Source organism: Pedobacter sp. CAN_A7 (genome assembly GCF_015752175.1).
GTDB lineage: Bacteria > Bacteroidota > Bacteroidia > Sphingobacteriales > Sphingobacteriaceae > Pedobacter.
Genome location: NZ_JADOUW010000001.1, coordinates 491686 through 514865, shown reverse-complemented (window position 1 = coordinate 514865; position 23180 = coordinate 491686). Strand labels below are relative to the sequence as shown.

24 protein-coding genes are annotated in these 23180 nt (G+C 34.7%); 17 read left to right on the top strand and 7 right to left on the bottom strand.

Features of this window, described 5'->3' with window-relative positions; all coding sequences use genetic code 11:
- Positions 1 to 14: 14 nt before the first annotated feature.
- The 6 genes from IWX76_RS02415 (at position 15) to IWX76_RS02390 (ending at position 5072) form a co-directional block, all read left to right on the top strand.
- Entirely contained in the window at positions 15 to 1307 is a 1293-nt protein-coding gene (locus IWX76_RS02415) for a DUF4833 domain-containing protein (protein WP_196858259.1), read from the top strand.
- Between the two features lie 4 nt (positions 1308 to 1311).
- On the top strand, positions 1312 to 1941 hold the full coding sequence (locus IWX76_RS02410) for a sterol desaturase family protein (RefSeq protein ID WP_196858258.1): 630 nt from the start codon (positions 1312 to 1314) through the stop codon (positions 1939 to 1941).
- 307 nt (positions 1942 to 2248) lie between these two features.
- A complete protein-coding gene (locus tag IWX76_RS02405; protein ID WP_334641020.1) occupies positions 2249 to 2872 on the top strand; it encodes a phosphatase PAP2 family protein in 624 nt (207 codons plus the stop codon).
- Positions 2873 to 2892: 20 nt separating this feature from the next.
- A complete protein-coding gene (gene xseA, locus IWX76_RS02400; RefSeq protein WP_334641019.1) occupies positions 2893 to 4254 on the top strand; it encodes an exodeoxyribonuclease VII large subunit in 1362 nt (453 codons plus the stop codon).
- Entirely contained in the window at positions 4244 to 4450 is a 207-nt protein-coding gene (gene xseB, locus IWX76_RS02395; RefSeq protein WP_196858256.1) for an exodeoxyribonuclease VII small subunit, read from the top strand. Before xseA ends, xseB begins: the two co-directional genes overlap by 11 nt.
- Before the next feature lie 160 nt (positions 4451 to 4610).
- A complete protein-coding gene (locus IWX76_RS02390; RefSeq protein WP_196858255.1) occupies positions 4611 to 5072 on the top strand; it encodes a tetratricopeptide repeat protein in 462 nt (153 codons plus the stop codon).
- Between the two features lie 43 nt (positions 5073 to 5115).
- On the opposite strand, the gene IWX76_RS02385 is transcribed toward IWX76_RS02390, so the two are convergent.
- Together IWX76_RS02385 and IWX76_RS02380 are read right to left on the bottom strand one after the other, a co-directional pair.
- On the bottom strand, positions 5116 to 5400 hold the full coding sequence (locus IWX76_RS02385) for a DUF983 domain-containing protein (protein ID WP_334641017.1): 285 nt from the start codon (positions 5398 to 5400) through the stop codon (positions 5116 to 5118).
- A gap of 132 nt (positions 5401 to 5532) precedes the next feature.
- Positions 5533 to 6393 carry an AraC family transcriptional regulator gene (locus tag IWX76_RS02380; RefSeq protein WP_196858253.1) on the bottom strand — a complete coding sequence of 287 codons (861 nt, stop codon included), beginning with the start codon at positions 6391 to 6393 and terminating at the stop codon, positions 5533 to 5535.
- 567 nt (positions 6394 to 6960) lie between these two features.
- On the opposite strand from IWX76_RS02380, the gene IWX76_RS02375 reads away from it, so the two are divergent.
- From IWX76_RS02375 to IWX76_RS02355, 5 genes are all read left to right on the top strand, one after another.
- Positions 6961 to 7488: a UpxY family transcription antiterminator gene (locus tag IWX76_RS02375; RefSeq protein WP_334641015.1), complete on the top strand. Its 528-nt coding sequence runs from the start codon at positions 6961 to 6963 to the stop codon at positions 7486 to 7488.
- Positions 7489 to 7618: 130 nt separating this feature from the next.
- Complete coding sequence (locus tag IWX76_RS02370) at positions 7619 to 8782, top strand: glycosyltransferase family 4 protein (RefSeq protein WP_196858252.1); 1164 nt, start codon at positions 7619 to 7621, stop codon at positions 8780 to 8782.
- Positions 8783 to 8928: 146 nt separating this feature from the next.
- Positions 8929 to 9270, top strand: coding sequence for a helix-turn-helix domain-containing protein (locus tag IWX76_RS02365; protein ID WP_196858251.1), 342 nt, complete (start codon positions 8929 to 8931; stop codon positions 9268 to 9270).
- Positions 9271 to 9391: 121 nt separating this feature from the next.
- Positions 9392 to 10483 carry a helix-turn-helix domain-containing protein gene (locus IWX76_RS02360; protein WP_196858250.1) on the top strand — a complete coding sequence of 364 codons (1092 nt, stop codon included), beginning with the start codon at positions 9392 to 9394 and terminating at the stop codon, positions 10481 to 10483.
- A gap of 250 nt (positions 10484 to 10733) precedes the next feature.
- On the top strand, positions 10734 to 11126 hold the full coding sequence (locus IWX76_RS02355; protein ID WP_196858249.1) for a hypothetical protein: 393 nt from the start codon (positions 10734 to 10736) through the stop codon (positions 11124 to 11126).
- 8 nt (positions 11127 to 11134) lie between these two features.
- Here the strand turns inward: IWX76_RS02355 and IWX76_RS02350 are convergent, their stop codons facing one another.
- The 4 genes from IWX76_RS02350 to IWX76_RS02335 form a co-directional block, all read right to left on the bottom strand.
- A complete protein-coding gene (locus IWX76_RS02350; protein ID WP_196858248.1) occupies positions 11135 to 11740 on the bottom strand; it encodes an OmpA family protein in 606 nt (201 codons plus the stop codon).
- A 21-nt stretch (positions 11741 to 11761) separates the two neighbouring features.
- A complete protein-coding gene (locus IWX76_RS02345; RefSeq protein ID WP_196858247.1) occupies positions 11762 to 11968 on the bottom strand; it encodes a YtxH domain-containing protein in 207 nt (68 codons plus the stop codon).
- A 106-nt stretch (positions 11969 to 12074) separates the two neighbouring features.
- Positions 12075 to 12884, bottom strand: coding sequence for a DUF3307 domain-containing protein (locus IWX76_RS02340; protein WP_196858246.1), 810 nt, complete (start codon positions 12882 to 12884; stop codon positions 12075 to 12077).
- Positions 12862 to 13515 (bottom strand): hypothetical protein, encoded by a 654-nt coding sequence (locus tag IWX76_RS02335; protein WP_196858245.1) that lies wholly within the window; start codon positions 13513 to 13515, stop codon positions 12862 to 12864. Before IWX76_RS02335 ends, IWX76_RS02340 begins: the two co-directional genes overlap by 23 nt.
- A 173-nt stretch (positions 13516 to 13688) precedes the next feature.
- Here IWX76_RS02335 and IWX76_RS02330 point away from each other — a divergent pair, with 173 nt between their 5' ends.
- From IWX76_RS02330 to IWX76_RS02305, 6 genes are all read left to right on the top strand, one after another.
- The gene (locus IWX76_RS02330; protein WP_196858244.1) at positions 13689 to 14060 is read left to right on the top strand and encodes a YybH family protein; all 372 of its coding nucleotides are present in this window, start codon (positions 13689 to 13691) and stop codon (positions 14058 to 14060) included.
- Positions 14061 to 14174: 114 nt separating this feature from the next.
- The gene (locus IWX76_RS02325; protein ID WP_196858243.1) at positions 14175 to 15449 is read left to right on the top strand and encodes a Gfo/Idh/MocA family oxidoreductase; all 1275 of its coding nucleotides are present in this window, start codon (positions 14175 to 14177) and stop codon (positions 15447 to 15449) included.
- A 25-nt stretch (positions 15450 to 15474) separates the two neighbouring features.
- Positions 15475 to 18900: a DUF1080 domain-containing protein gene (locus tag IWX76_RS02320; protein ID WP_196858242.1), complete on the top strand. Its 3426-nt coding sequence runs from the start codon at positions 15475 to 15477 to the stop codon at positions 18898 to 18900.
- 6 nt (positions 18901 to 18906) lie between these two features.
- Positions 18907 to 20361, top strand: a complete 1455-nt coding sequence (locus IWX76_RS02315; protein WP_196858241.1) for a Gfo/Idh/MocA family protein — start codon at positions 18907 to 18909, stop codon at positions 20359 to 20361.
- A 10-nt stretch (positions 20362 to 20371) separates the two neighbouring features.
- Positions 20372 to 21457: a Gfo/Idh/MocA family protein gene (locus IWX76_RS02310; RefSeq protein ID WP_196858240.1), complete on the top strand. Its 1086-nt coding sequence runs from the start codon at positions 20372 to 20374 to the stop codon at positions 21455 to 21457.
- A 70-nt stretch (positions 21458 to 21527) separates the two neighbouring features.
- Positions 21528 to 21983 carry a ferritin-like domain-containing protein gene (locus IWX76_RS02305; RefSeq protein ID WP_196858239.1) on the top strand — a complete coding sequence of 152 codons (456 nt, stop codon included), beginning with the start codon at positions 21528 to 21530 and terminating at the stop codon, positions 21981 to 21983.
- A 42-nt stretch (positions 21984 to 22025) separates the two neighbouring features.
- On the opposite strand, the gene IWX76_RS02300 is transcribed toward IWX76_RS02305, so the two are convergent.
- Positions 22026 to 23090, bottom strand: coding sequence for a dipeptidase (locus tag IWX76_RS02300; RefSeq protein WP_196858238.1), 1065 nt, complete (start codon positions 23088 to 23090; stop codon positions 22026 to 22028).
- Positions 23091 to 23180: the final 90 nt, after the last annotated feature.

Below are 23180 nucleotides of genomic sequence, written 5' to 3'. Positions count from 1 at the left end.
TAATATAAAATAAAATGGCTGCAATAACATTAAGAGACCGTCTGCAACAAGGAATTTATGTAATCATAAATCCTTTTGTAAAAAGTCTTATTCGCATTGGACTGACACCAAATGCGGTGACAACGATAGGCTTGCTACTCAATATTGGCGTAGCGGTAATCTTCATATTCGGTGCGGAAAAAAGTAATCGTGGTGATCTATCTTTTATCGGATGGGGAGGTGCATTAGTTTTAGTTGCTGGCTTATTTGATATGCTTGATGGGCAGGTTGCCCGCATAGGGAACATGAGTTCCACATTCGGTGCCTTGTATGATTCGGTGCTTGACCGGTATAGTGAACTGATTATGTTTTTAGGGATTTGTTATTATCTGGTATCTCATCATTATTTTTTAAGTTCCTTATTTGCCTTTATTGCATTAATGGGATCCATGATGGTGAGTTATACGAGGGCAAGGGCTGAGGGATTAGGGGTTGAGTGTAAAGGTGGATTAATGCAACGCCCGGAGCGCGTGGTAACTATAGGGATCGTTGGTATAGCCTGTGGTATTACAGGACATTATATTGGTGGTGATTACAAGGTGTACCTTCCAGGAGTGTCGTTTCATGTGTTTGAAACCATGTCAATTTTTACCATTCCGATTACCATTATGGCATTTATGACAAACATAACTGCCTATAACCGTTTAATGGATGCAAAAAAAACATTAAATTTAATGGACGCTGAGAAAAAGAATGCGCTAAAAGGCACTAAGGTTACTGCAGTTGTGGCTTTACTAATTGCGTCTACATTAGGGCTTGGTACTGGATCTGATGCAAAAGCACAAACTGATCCATCTCCCATTGCTTTTCCGACACCAAAAGGTATTAAAAATCAACTGTTCTATTTACAACGCGATCCGAATACGAATACAATCATTTGTGAGTTAAATGTAGGTGATGATGGGGAAGTTATTAAGGATAATCCTATTAAGGTTTATTGGATTCGCTATCAGGATAATAAAGAAAAAAAAGATTTAAATTATATTCAACGGAAGTTTGCTTACGGCATGGAAAGTGAGGCAATTGGTAATAACCGCTATAAGCTTCACTTTGTATCCTATAAAAAATTCCCCTTATACCTGATGAAATCATCAGTTGACAATAAATATCACGTATATGTTACGGCAAACAATAAAAAGATTCAGTTAGAGCGAATCTTCTTAAGAATTGAAGGTGGTACTTTTTGGGTGCCAAATGTTAAATATGTAGAACTTAAAGGAATTAATCAGGCAAATGGCGCTCCAATAGTTGAGCGAATAAAAGTGTAAGGCGATGAAAAAGAATTTTATTTCAAACTCCTCAGATTCGGTTAGGATGTTTAAAAATAGCTTTTTAGAAAGCATGTCTAAAGTGCGGTTTTACGTGCCGCTTTTGGTTTATATTCCAGTCATCATTTACTTAGGCTGGCATACGCTTTCTATTCTTCAAATGGATTTAATAAACTTCTTTGGCTATATGGGACTTGGACTGGTAGTTTGGTCATTTGCAGAATATGTGCTTCATCGTTTTGTGTTTCATTTTTATCCAAAGTCTACACTCGGGAAACGCATCCACTTTATATTTCATGGTGTTCATCATGATTATCCAAATGATGCTAATCGACTTGTTATGCCACCGTCAGCAAGCATACCTATGGCCTTAGCTTTTTATTTTTTGTTTAAAGCCCTATTGCCGGTAGGAGCAAATGATGTTTTTTTTGTTGGTTTCATTACAGGTTACCTGGTGTATGATATGACTCACTATGCTTTACATCATGCTAATTTTAAAAGTGGTATCTGGAAAAGACTAAAGCAACACCATATGTTACACCACTATTCGGACGCAACGAAAGGATATGGTGTAAGTTCAGACTTTTGGGACAATATCCTGGGATCAAATTTTACAAAGAATAAAAATGCCTGAAGATCTACTAGTTAAGCCACCTATTTTTACAACTAAAAGTTTAATTGCTACAACTTTTATTTCTATAGCTTATTTGCTATTATCACACCTGCTTGTTGGATTCAAATCTGACCAATTGGTACTCTTGTTAATTTTCAATGTTTGTTATTATGCTTCATGGTTAACCCGGAAATTTATAACTGGTTTTTCCATATTTATCATCTATTGGATATTGTTTGATTACATGAAGGCTTTTCCGAATTACTTGTACAGCACGGTTAGTATAGAGGAATTGTACAGCATGGAAAGGCGCCTCTTTGGGATTACCATGGCCGGAAAACAAGTTACTCCTAATGAATTTTGGCTTGCCAATAGTAATACGATCACAGATGTTTGTAGTGGTTTTTTTTATTTATTATGGATACCTGTTCCTTTAGCTTTTGCGGCATTTTTATATTTTAAAAACCGCAGGCAATTTTTACATTTTTCTTTCACCTTTTTTTTGGTCAACCTATTAGGATTCGTGGTTTATTATGGATATCCTGCGGCACCACCATGGTATGTGCAATTGAATGGCTTTAATTTTATTGCAGAAACTAAGGGAAATACTGGTGGATTGATAAGATTTGACGAATTTTTTAATCTTCCTATTTTTCAATCAATTTACAGTAAAAGCTCAAATGTTTTTGCAGCGATGCCATCATTACATTCTTCATATCCGGTAATTGTGCTGTACTATGGTTTGAAAAACAAACTTGGTTTGATCAATGTTTTCTTTGCTGTGGTTATGCTCGGAATTTGGTTTACTGCCATCTACACAAGTCACCATTATATGCTCGATGTATTAGCTGGAATTACTTGTGCACTAATTGGAATACTATTGTTTAACTGGATAGCTAAACGGAAAAGCATTAAAAAGCTAATTGATCAAATGACAAATGCCATAACTTAACAGGTTTACAACTCAACATATTGACTGAACGTACAATTTTAAGGTTATCAGATCTAACCCGAAAGCTGCAACAAACCATTGACAGTGTTTTCGGGATGGCTAAATTTTGGATCATTGCTGATATTTCAAGCCATACTTTTAAACCAGATACAAATTTTCATTATTTTGAACTGGTAGAAAAAGACACACAGTCCTCTAGAATTGTAGCTAAAATTGCTGCTAGGGCTTGGGGAAATGCTGCTATCCACATCAGGAACTTTGAATTAGCTACTGGACAGGTTTTTAAAAATGATATCAATGTATTAATTCAGGTATCTGTTCAATTTCATGAAACTTATGGTTTGCAAATTAACCTTTTAGATATTGATACTAAATTTACTTTAGGCAAGTTTGAACAGGAAAGGAATGCAACCTTGCTGAAATTGGTTACAGACAATCCACTCTTCATTCAGAAACAAGGGAATGAGTTTATTACAAAGAACAAGCTGCTTAAATTAAATAGGGTTATTCAGCGAATTGCTGTGATTACGTCAGAAACATCTGCTGGTTATCAGGATTTTAATCATACGCTGGTAAATAATAATTATCAGTATACATTTAGCCTGGATTTATACTTCACAAAGGTACAGGGGGAAGTTAATTCAAAGGTACTGTTATCAAAGCTGATTGAGGTGTTTGAAGCAGGGATTGCTTATGACGCTGTTGTGGTGATAAGAGGGGGTGGGTCTCAATCAGATTTCCTTCTTTTTGATAACTATGAGTTGAGCAGAGCTGTTGCTAAATTTCCAATCCCTATCATTACTGGAATTGGTCATCATAAGAATGAAACTATAGTTGATTTAATGGCACATACCGCAACTAAAACTCCAACTAAAGCTGCTGAGTTGATAATTGCTAATAATAGAAATTTTGAAGAAAGTTTACAACAGCTTCAACAGTTAGTGGTTATTAAAACCCAACAACAATTTTTAGTTGCTAATAAAGACATGGATCTGCTTAAATCGGTTATAGTCAAAGAGTCATTGACATTACTTCAACGGAGTCAACGGCATCTTTCTCAGATTTCAGGAATTTTCATCAATCGACCAACGATGCTCCTTCAACAGGAAAAGAGGACTATTGAAAATATCTTACGAAATATAAAAATCGCAAACCAGCAAATGCTTAAACATAAGTTGATGAATTTATCGCATCATCAAAGCTTGATTAATTTGATGAGTCCTAAAAATATTCTCAGAAAAGGTTTTGCAATTTTAGAACTGGATGGAAAAATTATATCTAATGCTGATTTAGTAGCGCCTGGAAAAGCTTTAGTTATTCGACTTATCGATTCAAAAATTACAACTATGGTAACTTCAAAAACTCAGGAAAATGGAAACTAATATGACATACGAATCTGCCTATAAAGAGCTGACAGCAATTGCCAATGAGATTGAAACGGAATCTATATCAGTTGATATACTCGCTGAAAAAGTAAAAAGAGCATCGGATTTAATTCTTTTTTGTCAGGAAAAATTAAGATCTACTGAAGAGGAGGTTGGGAGAATTATAAAAAATATAACTTCAACAGATGATTAATGATACTATGTAATTAATAGCTGAATATTTAATTTATGCTTAACTATTAATTTTGAATTGCCAACTATAATCATTAATTTCAGTATACATTGGTGTTGAGCTAGTTAGGGATGCTAATGTAGAGGAGTTTATTTATAAGAATATAAATCCTGTCATAAAGATGAATAATATAGTTAAAAGCCGAGAAGGTGTTCAACAATTAGAGTTAACTGATGAACAGGAAGAGAAAATAAATAGTTATGCCCAAAAGGGAAATGATGAAGTAGAAATAGAAAACTTTGAACATGCGATAGGTTGGTTTAACAAAGCTATGGAAGTTTTACCAGAACCCAAGAAAGCATGGTTAGCAACAGGATGGTTGAGTGCTTGTATTGGGGATGCTTGTTTTAATCTTCATAAATATAGAGAAGCTGTTAAATATTTGCTACTTGCAAAGGAAGTTTATGGCCCAAATGATGCCAATCCATTTGTACTACTTCGCTTGGGTCAATGTTATTACCACCTTAATAAAGAAGAAGACGCTAAAGAATATCTTTTAAATACGTATATGCTTGAGGGACCTGACATGTTTGTAGACGAACCCCTGTATTTCGATTTTTTAAAATCCAAAGTATTACTTTAAATAAATGAACCACTGAGGATTCAATGGTTCATTTATTTAGTAACTAAGCCTTTTTAGGGTCATAACGAAGTCCTGGTGATAACCAGTATAACAACACCATTCTTGAATACCTGTAGTTAAAAGGCGCAAAAATAAAAACGGTAACTAGTAACAACAAGATAAAATACCATAAATTGTCATAATCTAGCGTTAGGCCGAATATATATGCAGCAACGCAAACGGTAACCATTTGTGCAACATTTAAGGCATAACTAACAAACATTGCAACGTAGAAATAACCAGGTTCTCTCTCGAACTTTAGATTGCAATGTGGACAAAATTCATTCATTTTTTGAACTTTAAAGCTGTATGTTGATCCAACGAACACTTTTCCGGTTCGGCATCTGGGACATTTAGAATGGCTAAAAGCATGCCATTGAGAGATGTGTTTCTGTTTTGGACTATTATTGGTATCCATAAATTAGGTGTTAAATTTTCTAAATTTTTCTGGGGTGACTTCCTCATATTTCTTAAAGAACTTGATAAAATAGGATAGATCAGTGAAATTTAATTTTCCTGCTATCTCTGCTACAGAATAGTCAATATTTATCAACATGCGTTTTGCCTCGAGAATAATGCGCTCTCTAATCAGTTCTCCAGCAGATTTATTAATTAAGTCTTTACATAACGCATTTAAATGATTTGGTGTAATGTGTAAAAGAGCTGCATATTGCTTTGGAAATTTTAACGCAGTAAAATTTACATCTATTAAAGACTGAAAGTTCTTTAATAGCGTATGATTATAGGGGTTACTTATAGCTGAATCACTAATGAAGTGAGTACGATTAATGTACATAAACAGTTGTAATAATAGTATTTTAACTAAATCATCTTGAAATAACTTTCGTAATGCTCCTTCCTTTAAGATTTCCTCAAATAGGTCTGTAAGTTTATCAGCAGTTGGCGGTTCAATTTCAAACACCTGTTGATAGGCTGGGCCTTTAAAAAAAGAGAATTTTTCTAAATAATCAGTTTTTAACAACAATGAACTAAAATATTCTTTAGAAAAATTAACGATGTAGCCCTCTGGTTCAGTTGTGATGTGTACCTGTCCAGGTATCATAAAGTAAACCTGTCCTGGTTTTATTTCAAATGGTTTAAAGTCTATATGTTGGATCCCATTCCCTTTTGAAAAATAGACCATGTGATAAAATGAATGGCCATGAACGGCATGTAAATGACTATAACGTTTTGAATATGCTCCAAATTGTCCAATGTATACTCCCTGATTTTTGTATTGCTCAAAAGTGGAAAGGTCATATATAGGAACACTTAATTTCATGTATAAAGTTAACAATAATATGTGAAGATGGATGGTGTTAAACTTAGATTAAATGGTGTTTTTTACCGATAAATATTATGTAATTAGGTGTATAGCCTATTTAGATGTGATTAAGTCACTACCTATTGTGTTTTTTAATGTGATCGAATGATAATTTGTTGAAACATCATTTAGTTAAGTGTTGGGGTATGTCACTGTATTTTAAGGTGAGAAAGAATGTTGTGTATTATTCACAATATTGTTCACGTTTGATTAAATTAATTCATTCTGACATTAAAAGTACATAGATTTAAAGCATATTAATTAAAACTTGATTACTATTATTAATAACTGATACAATTTATGCACAGAAAGTATGTGCAGTATTTTATATGTAACCATACTGAACTGTGCAATGAGAAGTTTGAAAAACAAGGTTCTTGGTTCGAGTTAAGCATGAGCATATTGTGATAATAAATTGTAGAAACAACCAAATAACGTGAATAGGTAAGTAGTCATTTTGTATTTATTAACCTCATGTAAGTGAGTAAGCGAAGCTATATCCAATTAACATAACTCTAAAATGCAATGGAAAATTTAAACATCACAAAAATGTCTAACGTCAAGAATTGGTTCGTAATCTATACTCGCCCAAGATGGGAAAAGAAAGTAGATCAATTACTTAAAATGCAGGGAATTACTTCTTTTTGCCCAGTAAGGAAAAAAAGGAGTCAATGGGCCGATCGAGTTAAAGACGTTGAAATGCCTTTGTTTAGCTCATACGTATTTGTGAAAATCACTCCAAAAGAAGAGTTGAAAGTAAGACTTACTTTGGGAGTGATGAATTTTGTTTATTACATGGGAAAGCCAGCCGTCATAAGAGAAAGTGTCATTGAGTCTATCAAAAATTATATGAAAATATATCCGGAGGCAGAAGTGATGAGTATTCCAGGTATGGAAATCGGAGATCGCGTAAAAATCAAAGAGGGTGTAATGACGCAAAAAGTTGGTGAAATTATTAGATTGCAGGGTAAAGATGTATTAGTGATTCTAGACAGCTTGAATTGTGCCTTAATCACTAAGGTTCCTTTCACTAACCTCGAGCTGATCAACTAACGATCTGATTTTGCATTTTATTTGCTGTATATGTTTCTTTGGCGATCTTCTTCAAGATGTTGTATGGGTTATTATGGTTATATCTAATTTAAGGTTATAGTTAAAGCGGATGTGAAAAATATTATTATATATGCTCAAAATTAAGGTTGTACACATTGTTGAAAATCTCCATTTTGGTGGAGCACAAAGATTTGTAATTGATTTATGTAATGAGGTCGCTAAAGTTGAAAAATATGATGTGTATATTATTTCACTATATGATAATGATTCAAGAAATACTCTAGTCAATGAAATAGAGTCAAATGTTCATTATATATCTTTATATAAAAGTAAAGGATTAAGCATTTCCGCATTTTATAAGCTTACGTTATGGTTGAAAAAAGAATGTCCTCACATTGTACATAGTCATTTAAATGCGTTTGAATACCTTTATTTATATAGATTCTTTGATACAAGAACTTCTTTTTTTCATACCATCCATAAGCCTGTTGATGTAGAGTGTCGCAATCTTATATTTAAGAAATTAAGAATGATTTCTTACAAGGGTAATCATGTTATACCTATATCTATATCACAAAATAGCAGCAGGGCCTTTCGGGAACACTATAAGGTCTATAATGATATTATTATACAACTTGCGCGACCTATTTTGAAGACCTCTACAGCAGAGATCGACTTACGGGATAAATATTGTGTAGATAAAGATTCTTTTTTAGTGGTACATGTGGGTAACATTACTGACGGTAAAAACCAACAACTCTTATTACGAGCTATACAGTTATTCAATCTAACTGCTTTAAAAAAATGTAAGTTGTTAATGATTGGGGAAATTAAGGATAGAACATTGTTTCAGCAATTAAGTGGCCTTATACAGGCTGATCCATATATTGAATTTATTGGACCAAAGCATAATGTTGCAGATTATTTAAGTATAGCAGATGGTTTCTGCTTGTCAAGTACTAATGATGGAATACCTATTTCTCTAATTGAAGCCATGTCTAGAGGATGCGTGCCCATTTGTACAGCTGTAGGAGGAATTAAAGAATTAATTGTTGATGGCGTTAATGGATTTTTGAGTAAAGGAATTGAAGTTGATTCTTATTGTAAAGCACTTCAACGGGCATTACATTATACCGATAAAGAACGCATAAAAGACAATTTAAAAAATCTTTATAATAAAAATCATCAGATAAAAACATCTGCATTAAACCATATAAATAGCTATAACAAAGCGCTTAATCTTTTTGAAGGCCGTGATAATGCTTTTGAGTTGTTATATAAATCTAAAACCTGACAATTGATTTGTCAAAGCTTCAGTACTTACCTTTGAAAAACATCCTATCATCATGAGCTAGGACAGGTGTCCCCTGGGTATTCTTATGATAAAAGCATAAATTTTGAACATTCTTTTCTAAATTTTAACCCAATTAAAATCTTATTATGCATAATGGTGAAATAATTGAGCTCGTTGTTAGACGGGATAAAATAAGTATAAGTGAACTTTCCAGGAAGCTGAAAGTGAGTAGAAAATCCATTTATAATTGGTTCAAGAAAGAGAATCTTAGTCTCGATGTTATTAACAGGATCGGAGAAGTCTTAAATCATGATTTCACAACTGAACTTCCTGAGAAATACGAAGAATTAAATGTAGAACTAAAGAAGTTAAGGCAGGACAGTGACACAATTGACGGCTTTGATCCAAACGTTGCTCATTATTGGAAAACTAAGTATATTAATCTTTTAGAAAGTTATACTGGTTTACTAATAAAGAACAGATCATAAACTTATTTCATCATGTGAAATTTCGTGTTATTAATAGGATAATTACTCTATTGTTAAAATTTCTGTTTAAATTTATGATTCATGAGATGAAAACTCGTGAATCTTAAAATACACAGACTTTATGACATCGAGATTTAATTATTTTATTAATCATTCTAGAAGTCAGGAATTTCACAGTGTATTATCATATTGGGATAAAAATTTGGACTGTAAGTTTGCAAATCAAGAAACGGTAAATTGGTTTGGGATTAAACCGTCACAACTTGCAGGCCGAAATAAATTAGAATTGCTTTTAGGTGAAGACTATAGCTTACATGTGCCATACGTGCAAGAAGTGTTTAATGGGAAATCCCAGGCATTCGAATATGACAGGACATTCATTGAGATAGGTAGAAAGCCTGTAATAGCTACCTATTTTCCTGACATAGAATTAGGTGTTGTAGTTGGATTCTTTCTACACTTTAGTTTGAAAAAGGAAAAAGCTGAAAATGAAAATTTGCTTAAACCAAATAACAAGTCTTGTTATCTTTCGCTAAGTTCAAATAATAAAATTCCACAAGTTGTTTTATATTTAAAAAGCCAATTATTTATAGGGTTTCCCAAGTTAGAATATTTAGCTAATATCCATCTGATATCGGTTTCTAAGCTGATGAGAGATTTTAAAAAGGAGCATGGAACAAGTCCGTTTTTATTTTATAGGAGCTTGCAAATGGAATTTGCTTCAAGACATATCAAGGATTCAGGGTATAGTAAAAAGCAATTAGCAATGATATTGGGATTCTCTAATCCTGCTAATTTTACGTCTTGTTATAACCGATGGCTTAAAGAGCAGATTCCAAGCGATTTAGTTTCAGAGTTAAACATAAAGACACCTGAAGATAATCTCCGATTCATAATTGCACAACTACCAATTTCAGTTGCTGTATTGGATCAACATTTAAATTTTACTCTTTTTTCTGAAAAATGGGTTTCAGACTTTTCTATAGATCCTACAATTCTAACTAACAAAAGTGTGTTTGAGTTTTTTCCAAAACAGCGGATGAAATGGCTTAGAATTTTAGTAGACTGTTTAGGTGGGCTAACACGAAAAGCGTTGTTAGATCAAGTAGAATTTAGTAATGGCGCTTGTTATTTACTTAACTGGGAAATTAAACCTTGGATTGATGATCAAAAAAATGTCATAGGATTAATTATTTGTACTACTATACATTAATATGCGTGAATGTCAATAGCCATATTATGAGCATCAATAGGTTATATTAAGAGTCTTTATTTTATATTTTTGAAATAAGATAATATTAAATAAATAAAAGAAAAAAATAAAACTGTTAGATATTTTGCTTTCAAGTCAATAGTTTTCTAGTACTAACCAAAATTTCAAAGCTAAATGTGATGACGCCTTATAACGTTATCATTTAATTCCATTTAATAAATTATATATTATAAATTTAATTACCGTAAAAATGACAAAATTAAATGCTGGTGAAATTGTTGAGCATGCTGTTCGACGCCAAAATGTGAATATTAGTGAATTGTCAAGAAGGATGAAAGTTAATAGAAGAACTTTGTACAATTGGTTTCAGCAAAAGAGTTTAAATGCTGATGTAATTTGTGGAATTGGACAAGTTATTAACTATGATTTTTCTAAGGATTTTAATGATGAGCTTAACAGCTCTGCAATAAAAGGTTCTGCAAGAATGTTAAGTGTTAAAAGTGACCGAGATGGTAAAAATTCGGAAACAGTTTATTATTGGATGGAGAAGTATATTGCCTTACTAGAGGATTACAAAAAGTTATTACAAGATTCTAATTATGAATCGAGTTATGATCAGAGGCACAAGCAACAGGAAAACTAAGCTATCTATTATTTTTTTCTAATAACAATATCAACTTTTCGATTTTCTATTCGTCCTTTTGATGTTACATTATTAGATATAGGGTTTGTTTCGCCTACTGCTTCAATAGTAATGCGATCTTGATTTATATTACCAGATGCAATTAGCCATTCTTTAACTGAGTTTGCTCTTTTTAATGCTAATGCTTTATTTTCTTTAGCTGTTCCTATAGAATCTGTGTAGCCGTAAATTATGATTGAGCCTCCAGTAAAACGCTTTTCAGCTGAAGCAGAAATCCTTTTTAGTTTTTCTGCTCCTTTAGTGCTGATAGTATATTTGCCTGACTCAAAAAGTATCGCTTCTTTAAGACTATATACAGCATAATTTTCATTTGCTCTGACCTGTAATTCTGAATCTTTGATTTCATCATAATTAGCTGTAGGTATATTTGGATCAATACCGGTCCAATTATTATTTATTTCACTTTCTACTGTGGAAGAATCGCTGGCCGCTCCAATAAACTCAGCTGTGTTATCACGATTCCTCGAAAAGAAGATGATAATAGCTATAATAGCTAATATGCCTATTAACCAATATAGCCAATTGTTTTTTGATTGGGAATCTCTGTCGTTCATAAGTCAGATAAACAAAAATATTTAAGGTTTTACCTCTGTAATAACATCTTCTTTTCTACTATATTTGTTTTCAAGGTCATCTTTAAATTTTTTTGCCTTGTCCATGTATTCAGGAGCTTTTTCCTTTAAATCATCAACTATAGATTTACCGTTGATATCTTTTTTAGTTACATATTTAATGGCTCCATATACTGCGGCGCCAATTAATGCTGTTTTAAATAATCCCATAACTATTAAGTGTTTAAGTTTTAAATAAAACATCTAAAGTCACAAATTGTTTATTTTTTTATAAAGTTACGTTAGTTATGTGTTTTTAATATAGGATGTCTAGACTTTATTGCAATGCATATTTGGTTAAAATTCCAATAAGCGCTGATGAAGTGAAACTAACTAATGTCCCAACTAGTATGTATTCTGTTTTCAATTGTGTATTGCTTTCTTTTTCACTAAATCTTAAAATTGATTTAGCAGTCATTAAAAATCCAATTGCGGTGTATTGCTGAAGCAATATAAATGTCAATATCAGTATTCGCTCACAAATACCTATCCACTTTCCTGCACTGGCTAGCCCCAAGCCTTGTTCTTCTTTAAATACTTCTGTAGGTTTTTCCGTTTCGGTAATATTTCCAACTAAACTATTCTTCAATAGACGACTTATCTGAGCTTTTTCTTGTTCTATTGCAATTTGATTTCGCCATTTTTGAGTTCCTTTCCCTATTATAATCCCTAACGGCCAACTCACGAATAAGTAGGCTGTGCCTATTAGCCAAAAATTGTCATGAACTGCAAGTTGAGTTAGGTAATTTCCCATGTTTATCCATTGATTTTCTACACCTAGATATAATAAAACAATAACTAAAACATGTAAAAACTGATCAATAAGGAAATATGCAAAATTGTCCTTTAAGTATGACTTTATTAAATCTAATGAATAATGAGTAATGAAGATGGTAAGAGGAATGATCCAGTTTAAATAATATCCGGAGAAAGCATAAGCAAATAAGGTTGTTAGACAAATGTGAATTAACAACTTCCTTGATTTGATTTTCTTTTCATTTTTATCATCCACCCACTTTTTTGGTTGAATGATAAAATCTGTAATTAAATGGGCAATTAGTAATTTAAGTAATAAGTTTAATTCCATTATTTTTTTGCACTAATTCTGAAATATAATTGATTGCTTGCTCTATTTCTTTCCAATGAGATAGTTTTATTCGACTATTTATAGACGGTTGAGATACAGACAAGTTGTTTGCTATTTTTTGCTGTGTTTTCCCCTCTAATATATGAAAAATCACTTCCGCCTGTGGTATCGTCCATTCATTAATGATTTTATTAACAAAATTTAGAATGATATTGATCGCTTTGTTTTTCTCAGGATCGTTTGTATGAATGCTAATTAATTCTTCATTATTCATTTTATCAAAATTTCTTCCGGAGAGGTGAAATGCTTCCCCATCTGAGCTTAACACATTTTTTCCTCTATAGGATACACTGCCTATACCTATCGAAATTCTTGAACTTATATAAATTTTTTTCTCTTGATCTGACTGAATTTTAAACCAACAAATCAATTGGACACCTCGACTTATGGCTTTTGTTACGTCTTCAAATAATATTTGGTAACTATCGCCTCTATAGATTTCTGCATCTTCACTGATCTTAATCCAGCTTTTGATTAATTTTTCTGAATTTAATATTAATCGTTTCCTTTTTTGTGGATTTAGTTGTGTGAAATTTATAATATCGCCGGTTAAAACTGCTTGGATTTTCATTGTTTTTTGTTGCTTAATAAATAGTATATATATTCTATAATGATCGAATATAGTTTAAATATTCTATAATTATAATATATTGGATATATGTTCTATAATAAAGGTCATTAGTAATATAGTATCTGTTACTATTACCATGTTTTAAATTTAACTAACTAATAGCAAATTTGTGTATGGATAAAAATGAAGATATTATAAATATAAAACATTCGAGGTTGGCATCCAATGCTGCTATAAAAAGGAAAGATGTAACAGGAGTTTCAAGCTATTGGCTACCAGATTTTATCCAGATAGCAGGAGATGGAAGCCATACAATTGGCCGCGTAAAAATAGAAAAAGATTGGAAACAAATGTTTTCACACAGTAGTCCGGTTTTTGAAAGACTACCAGAGGAAATAATTATTGCAGAAAGTGGTGATATTGCATGGGAAAAGGGAGTTTGGGCCTATAAAGAAGAAAGGTTCTTTGGGAATTATTCAGCCATGTGGCGAAAACTTAATGGCAGATGGCTAACACAGTGTGAATTATATGTATCACTGCATTAATCGTTTTAGTAATTTAATATTCATTTAAAAATATACTGTCAATAAATTGCTGTAGGGTTGGAATCTTATTACCTTTAAAAAAGAACCACATATTAACACACGCTAATCAACCTTATGAAATCTAAAAAACTTAATTCTAGAAGGGATTTTATTAAAAATTCCGCAGTAGGTCTTGCTGCATTTACTATTGTACCCCGCTACGTATTAGGCGGTTCAGGCTTTATTGCACCAAGTGATAAACTTACTAAAGCTGTTATTGGCGTAGGAGGAATGGGTAGAAACCACTTTCCTTATGATGGTACCCAAGTTGTTGCTATATGTGATGTTGATAAGCGACATATAGCAAAGTCATTGCCTATGCTTGATAAGGGAGTGAAAACTTTTAGCGATTATAGAGAATTAATCAAACTTCCAGAAGTGGATATTGTACATATCGCCACTCCACCTCATTGGCATGGTATCATGGCAGTTGATGCAGCAAATGCTGGTAAAGATATTTGGTGTGAAAAACCGATGACACACACTATTGGTGAAGGTAAGCGAGTCATGGAGGCTGTGAAACAACATGGACGAATATTTCGATTAAATACCTGGTTCCGCTTTCATGATAAATTCTATGGAATGGGAACAACGGTAAAGCCTATTAAAAAATTAGTTGACAGCGGCATGTTAGGTTGGCCTCTTAAAGTTATCGTAAGTAAGCATACTGGGTTTGATTGGAAATTCTATTGGGTAGGACATGATAATTTAGCGCCTGAACCGATACCAGAAGGGCTAGATTATAATGCTTGGTTAGGACCTGCCCCCTATAAACCTTATAATAGTCACCGAGTACATCAAACTTTTAGAGGATATTGGGATTATGATGGTGGAGGTTTAAGTGATATGGGACAACACTATTTGGATCCTATTCAATATTTTTTAGGTAAAGATGATACCAGTCCAATTTCAGTCGAAATTGATGCGCCACAACAACATGCCGATGCAGTCGGGACCTGGAGAAGAATTACCTATACGTATTCCGACGGGTGCCAAATTATATTAGACGGCGAGGGAAAAGATGTCAATGTGCCATACATAGAGGGACCTAAAGGTAAGTTATATCCTGGGTTTAAATCAGATATACCAGATCTAGAAAGAAAATTAGCTGCATTTCCAGAACCAATACCACAATTGACCAATTTTACTGAGGCTGTAAAAACCAGGCAATTATTTGCACTTAATGAACGAAATGGACACCGTTCATGCAATCTGATTAATATCGGATTAGCGGCATTGAGATTGGGAAGATCGTTAAAATTTGATCCAGTTCAACAAGAATTTGTAGAGGACGAAGCTGCCAACAGGTTGATCGATCCAGTTATGCGTTCCCCATTTATTTTATCTTAATCTTATTTGCACTAATATAAAAAACATGATTAAATATATATACATAATATTTTTGTCATTTGGTCTTACAACCTTTAGCAGCCAGGCACAAACATCTACAGACCAGCGTACTAATACTACCAAAATTGCCGACCTACTTTCAACATTACCAGCACATGATTCAATTCAGCTACATAGAAGTATGCAGCAGATTTCCAATCTTGGAGAAGATGGTTATGTACAATTAATTACTGGTCTAACGGCGCCAGGGAAAGAAAACAATGCCAACATAGAATATGCTATTAGTGGCTATTCAGCTTATGTAATGCAACATGGTAAAGACGTTGAGCGACACAGAAGTGTTAAAGCTTATGGAAGAGCTTTAAAAAACAATCAAAATGAAAATAATAAAGCTTTTATAATTAGTCAACTAGAACTTATTGGAAAAAATGATGCAGTTCCATATCTGGAAGAACATCTTACAGATCCATTCTTGGCCGATCCCAGTGCTAGAGCCTTAGTAAAAATTAATACTGACGAAGCAAAAATAGCTTTGTTGAATAAATTACCTCTTACTAAAGGAAAAGCCCAATTGGCAATTATAAATGCCTTGGGGTTAACCCGCGTACGCGCAGCGAACGAAGCGCTAATAAAATTAGTTGGCCAGGATGAATCATTGACAAAAGTATCACTAACAGCATTAGCACACATTGCGGACCCCGCTACTGCAGAAGTAATCTCTTCTGCTGCTAAAAGAGCTAATTATGAATATGATAATACTAATGCCACGGCTGCAATGTTAATTTACGCTGGTAAGCTCTTAACAGATTCTAATTATACTTTAGCAGCTCAGATCGCCCAAACAATTCAACAAAATGCGCTATCGGTAGACCAGCTGCACAGCCGAACCGCTGCATTAGACATCCTAGTACACTGTGCAAAAGGAAATCCTTCTTCAATACTTGTTGAAGCAATGGATGATGAAAACCTTAACTATCGCGCGGCAGCATTAAAATTAGCAGGCCAGTATTTGAATCCTGAAACCACAATCTTATGGCTGAAGAAATTGGCTAAATCAAGTCCTTTAATAAAGGCAGAGATCGTCAATATGTTAGGGGAGGCAGAATCCAAGGCTTCATTGCCATCCATTGTTAAATTACTAAAGCATAAAGACCAGCAGGTGAAATTCACAGCTATTTCAGCAGCTTCGAAAATTGGTGCTGATCATATGATGCCCGACCTTTATAAGGTCATGCAAAAAGGTGATAGTGCTACAATTTCATCTGTAATTACAGCAATACAAACTATGAAAGGCAGCAATATTGCGAGGCAAGCTGCAGGATATTTACCTAAAGCTAAAACTGAAGTGCAGGTGGCACTAATTCAAATTATAGCTAGCCGTGCAGCACATGCACAAGTAAAAGACATCTATAATCTTCTTGATAATAAAAACCCTGTGGTACAACAAGCCGCTTTTTCTTCACTGAAGAAAATTGTTACACCAGCAGAACTTCCTCAACTATTCGTACTATTAAAGGAACGGAGTTTACCTGGGGAGCTGCAAGAAATTCAGGAAGCAATAATAGCAGCTACACGAAGCAGCGAAATAAACAATGAGCAGGTAGTCGCTACGGTCTTAGCACAAATGAAACAGGCATCTCAAGAAAAGAAACACCTATATTTTAAGGTATTGGCCAGCTTGGGAAGTAAGGAGGCCCTAAATGCAGTGAAAACTGCCTACATAACGGGACCGGACGATGATAAGCGCGCTGCAATCAGTGCTTTAGCATCATGGACAGATCCGCTTATAATGCCCGATCTACTTCAAATTAGCCGGGAAACATCAGATACTAGTTATGTGGCACAAATGCTGACAGGATACTTGCGGCTAATAGGATCAACCAATTATACACCAGAACAAAAGTATTTGAAACTAAGGGAAGCAATGGATGTAGCTTTAACAATTGAACAAAAACAAGCAGTTTTAAAAGCGTTTACCCAAACAAAGACTTACAATGCATTGATTTTTACAAGTAGCTATCTTAGTGTTCCTGAATTAAACCAAACAGCAGCCAAAACGGTGATGAACATTGCTTTAAGCAATTCTAATTTCAAAGGTGCTGAAGTGATGAGTTTGTTAAATCAAACCATGGAAGTACTTCGTGGAGACGACAGTGAATATGAAAAAGAGGCTATCCGTAAGCACATTACTGAGTGGACAAAAGAAGAAGGATTTGTAAGGTTGTTTAATGGAAAGGACCTCGCTGGTTGGAAAGGGCTTGTTGGCGATCCAATCAAAAGAGCTAAAATGGATTCAAAAACTTTACAAGCTGCACAGGAAAAAGCGAATGTAGCGATGAAAGAAAGCTGGACGGTTACAGAGGGTGAGTTGCGGTTTACTAGCCATGGCGATAATTTAGCAACTATTAAAAAATATGGTGATTTCGAAATGTTAATAGATTGGAAGATCATAGACGATAAAAAACAAAACGGAGATGCCGGTATTTACCTTCGAGGTACTCCCCAGGTCCAAATATGGGACACTGCTAGAGTGAAAGATGGTGCTCAGGTAGGATCAGGCGGGTTATATAATAATCAGACACACGAAAGTAAGCCACTCACTGTTGCAGATAATAAACTGGGTGAATGGAATACTTTTCGAATTCTAATGAAAGGCGATAGGGTTACGGTTTATTTAAATGGAATATTAGTGACCGACAATGTCATTCTAGAAAATTATTGGAATAGGAACGTGCCAATATATACAGAAGAACAAATTGAATTGCAAGCCCATGGATCTCCAGTAGCATATCGGGATATATTTGTTCGTGAAATACCCCGGAACGAGCCATATAAGCTATCCACCAAGGAAATTCAAGAGGGTTTTAAGGTGCTTTTCGATGGCACAAACATGCATCATTGGCTTGGTAATACCAAGGATTATATAATAGCGGATGGTAATATGGCTATTCGCCCTATTTCTGGAAAGGGTTCAGGAGGCAATCTTTACACAAAAGATCAATATAGCGACTTTGTTTTTCGGTTTGAATTTCAATTAACTCCAGGTGCTAACAATGGGCTTGGGATTCGTGCTCCTCTAACCGGAGATGCTGCATATGAGGGGATGGAATTGCAAATACTAGACAATGAAGCGCCAATATACAAGGATTTGCATGCCTATCAATACCACGGTTCAATTTATGGCGTGGCAGCTGCAAAGAGAGGTTTCCTAAAACCTATGGGAGAGTGGAATATACAAGAAGTGTTTGCTAAGGGTTCAAAAATTAAGGTAACATTGAATGGAGAAGTTATACTTGATTCTGACATTTCATTAGCCCGAAAAAACGGAACAGCAGATGGAAAAACACACCCCGGTTTATTGCGAAATTCAGGACACATTGGCTTTCTTGGTCATGGATCTCCTATGCAATTTAGGAACATTAGAATAAAAAATTTAAACACCAAAAAGTAATCAAAAATGCCTGAAAATAAAGATTCAGTTTATTTAAAGTCTAGAAGAAATTTTATAAAAAACACAACTCTTGCTGCAGCAAGCTTTATGATTGTACCTCGGCACGTTTTAGGTGGGAAAGGTTTTTTAGCTCCTAGTGATCGATTGTTAATAGCTGGTATTGGTGTAGGAGGAAAAGGTGAGAGCAATTTAAATAATATCTATAAAGGTGGTAAAGCTGATATTGCATATTTATGTGATGTAGATGATCGGAGGGCTGCTAATTCTATTAAGGCTTTCCCAAAGGCAAAGTATTATAAAGATTATAGGAAGATGCTGGATAAAGAGTCCAGAAATATTGATGCCGTTGTAGTATCAACTCCAGACCATAATCATGCCATGATGGCAATGGCTGCCATGCAATTGGGTAAACATGTATTTGTAGAGAAACCACTTGCACATGATATCTATGAAGCAAGGGCATTAACTGAGGCTGCTTTTCGCTATAAAGTAGTTACCCAAATGGGAAACCAGGGTTCGTCAGGTGATGGTGTGCGTCTTTTGCAGGATTGGGTTGATGCTGGGGTGATTGGAAAAGTGAAAAATGTGTATTGTTGGACCGATAGGCCTTCGTGGCCACAGGGAATTTTGTGGCCAAATACAGCAGCTGATGTTCCAATGGAATTAGATTGGGACCTTTGGTTAGGCAGTGCAAATTATAAACCATATGTCGATAAACTCGTCCCTTTCAATTGGAGAGGGTGGTGGGATTTTGGTACTGGTGCCATTGGTGATATGGGATGCCATTTAGTAGAACCTCCTTTTAGAATTTTAGATCTTGATACACCTATCGACGTGCAGTGTAGTGTGGGAAGCATTTATGTAGATGAATTTAAACGCGGCTATTTTCCTGATAGCTGTCCACCTTCTAGTCATGTAATTATGACATTTAAGAAAACAAAAAAAACCAAAGATGACCTGCAAATACAATGGATGGATGGTGGTATAAAGCCGGCACGTCCGGAAGAATTAGGCCCAAATGAAGCATTTGGATCGAATGGGGTGTTGTTTGAAGGTACCAGAGGTAAAATGATTTGTGATGTCTATGGTGCTAACCCTAGATTATTACCACTGACACGTACTAATGAGGTTCACGTAAGACAAAGTGAAGAAAGAGTGCCTGGAGGAGTTGATGGGCATTATTGGTCATGGGTAGAAGCTTGTATTGCTGGTTATGGAAAGAAAAAGCTTAGCTCATCGTTCGAAATTGCAGGTCCATTGACGGAAACTTTGCTTATTGCAAATTTGGCAATTCGGGGCACGGATGTACAAATTCCAACTGCAGACGGTAAAAGATTTAACTATCCAGGTAGGGACATCAAGTTGCTTTGGGATAAAAAACAGCTAAGGGTAACTAATTTTGATGCAGTTAACCAATTTATAAAGCGTGAATACCGTACTGGATGGAGTCTGGGGGTATAACTAATAGAATATGAATTTAGATAAAAAAAAAATACGCATATTGGTGGTTGGATGTGGGAATATGGGTACTGCCCACGCTTCTGCCTATCATCAGCTCGATGGATTTGAGATTTGTGGATTGGTTTCCACAGGGGAAAGTAAAAATGTGTTGAATGATTTATTAGGTGGTGGGTATTCCATTTTTGATGATTACAGGACAGCTTTATTACAAACTAAACCAGATGCCGTTTGCATTTCCACCTATCCAGATACTCATGAAACCTATGCTATTCAAGCAATGGAGCAAGGCTGCCATGTATTTATAGAAAAACCATTAGCAGATACCTTAGCCGGTGCTAAGCGTGTAGCCGAAGCTGCAATAAAATATAATAAAAAGCTATTAATTGGTTATATACTTCGTTACCATCCATCATGGCAAAAATTTATTAAATTGTCACATGAAATGGGTAAACCCTTAGTTATGCGTATGAACCTAAATCAACAAAGTCAAGGTGCTAAATGGGACGTACACAAAAACCTGATGAAAAGCTTAAGTCCGATTGTCGACTGTGGCGTACACTATATAGATGTAATGTGTCAAATGACACGGTCTAAACCGATACAAGTTTCAGCCATAGGCGCCAGGTTGACGGATGACATTCCGATTGGGAACTATAATTATGGTCATTTACATATTACTTTTGAGGACGGATCGGTAGGATGGTATGAGGCAGGATGGGGTCCTATGATCAGTGAGACTGCTTTTTTTGTGAAAGATGTTTTTGGGCCAAAAGGATCCGTTTCTATTGTAGCTAAAGATGCAGCGGCTATTGGTAAATCATCATCGATTGAAGATCATACAAAAACCGAAGGGATCAGAGTCCACTATGCAGCTCTCAATGCCAATCAACATTTTTTAACACCAGACTTATGGGTTGATTTGAAGGATGAGCCAGATCATCAGGAATTATGTAACAGGGAACAGCGTTTTTTTTTAAAAGCTATTGACGAAAATCTGGATCTAACCGATGCTACTGCTGACGCTATAAATAGTTTAATGATAGCATTTGCGTGCGATCAATCTGTAAAAAATGGTGAGGTTGTACGATTAAGTTAATGGTTACTGTTAAGTTCAATCAAACTATTTTTGGACTTCTAGGTTATGTAGTAAATATAATTACTTTACTATGGAAACAAATAAAGAAATCATTATCGACTTAAAAGATTTATTATCTATTGTAAACGATGGGAAAGTGGGCTATGAATCTGCATGTGAAGTAACCGATAATATAAGTTTACAAGGCGTGTTTTTAAAATTTGCTGCACAGCGTGCAGGTTACGCTGACGAACTGAAGACCCACATTGCATCACATGGTGACTTTGCAGAAAACGAAAGTGGTGGAATTTTAGGCGTACTTCATCGTACTTGGATTGATATAAAACAAGCGCTAAGCAGTAAAGAAGAAGTAGCGATCTTAGAAGCTGTTATTACTGGCGAAAAAGCAGCCATTGAAAAATACGATAAATACATTTCAAATTACGCAGATCATGCAGACCATATGCAGCTACTTACCAGACAAAGAGAAGGTGTACTTAATGCATTGAAAGAAATTGAAGAATTATTGGTTCTTCGCAAAGGATAGGGGGATAAAAGGTAGGTTAAAGCATAACCTACCTTTTATATATCATTTACCTGTGTTCGCTTTTAAAACACGCATTAGGTTACCTCCTAAAATTTTTCTAATGTCTTTTTCTGAATAACGAAGTTTCACAAGTTCTTCAGTAATTTTTGGATAGTCTTTCACATCATTCAAACCTATAGGGTAAGATTCTGCACCTTCATAGTCGGCTCCCAAACCTACATGATCAACTCCCATCAATTTTACCATATAGTCTATATGTTTAATAAGAATTGCCAAAGGTGGTCTTACAGGTGTGGATTGATTATAGGTGGAGTCTAAAAAACCACTATAAAAATTCACAAAGGCTACACCATTTTTTTTAGCTAGCGCAAGTAGCTGTTTATCTTTTAAATTACGCTGATGAGGGTTTAGTGCATAAGCACTACTGTGTGATGCAATGACAGGTTTTTTACTAACAGCCAAAACATCATAAAAAGTTTTTTCCCCAACATGTGAAATGTCAACCATTACCCCAAGTTTATTCAAGCGATTTATAATTTTAACACCTTTTTCACTTAATCCTTTATGGGTCAAACTGTCGCTTTTAAAAGTCTCATCATAGGCTGATGATGCCCAGTTTGTACTGTTGTTCCAGGTAAGAGTTAAATAACACATGCCTCTATTAGCCAAACTATCTATATAATCTAATCGCTCCTCAATCATATGCCCTCCTTCTACACCAATTAAAGCAGCAAGTTTGCCATCAGCTACAGCTTTCTTTATTCCTGACGTATTTCGTACTAAAACTATCCGATCTGGATAACGTGCAATTAATGAATATAATGAATCAATTTGCCGATTGGCTAAGGAAAATGCACGTCCTTTACCATAATCTTCCCCACACCAAATAGAAAATATCTGGGCATCCAGACCGCCTTGTTTTGCTCTAATCAGATCAAATTGACCTGTTGATTGTAGTTGACCTAAATCAACTCCATTATTCATCTGGTTAGACAACACATCATTATGAGAATCAATAACAATTGCTTTTTTATGAATTTTGGATGCTACCTGTGCTTGTAATGTAAACGAACATAGTAAGGCTAATAGAAGAAGAATTCTTTTCATGCCGGAAGATAGTCATTTGGAGCTATTCACTAAAATTTAGCTGATTTCAAAAAAGGTGCAAGTTGTTTTTATGCCCAGCGCTGTAGTCAA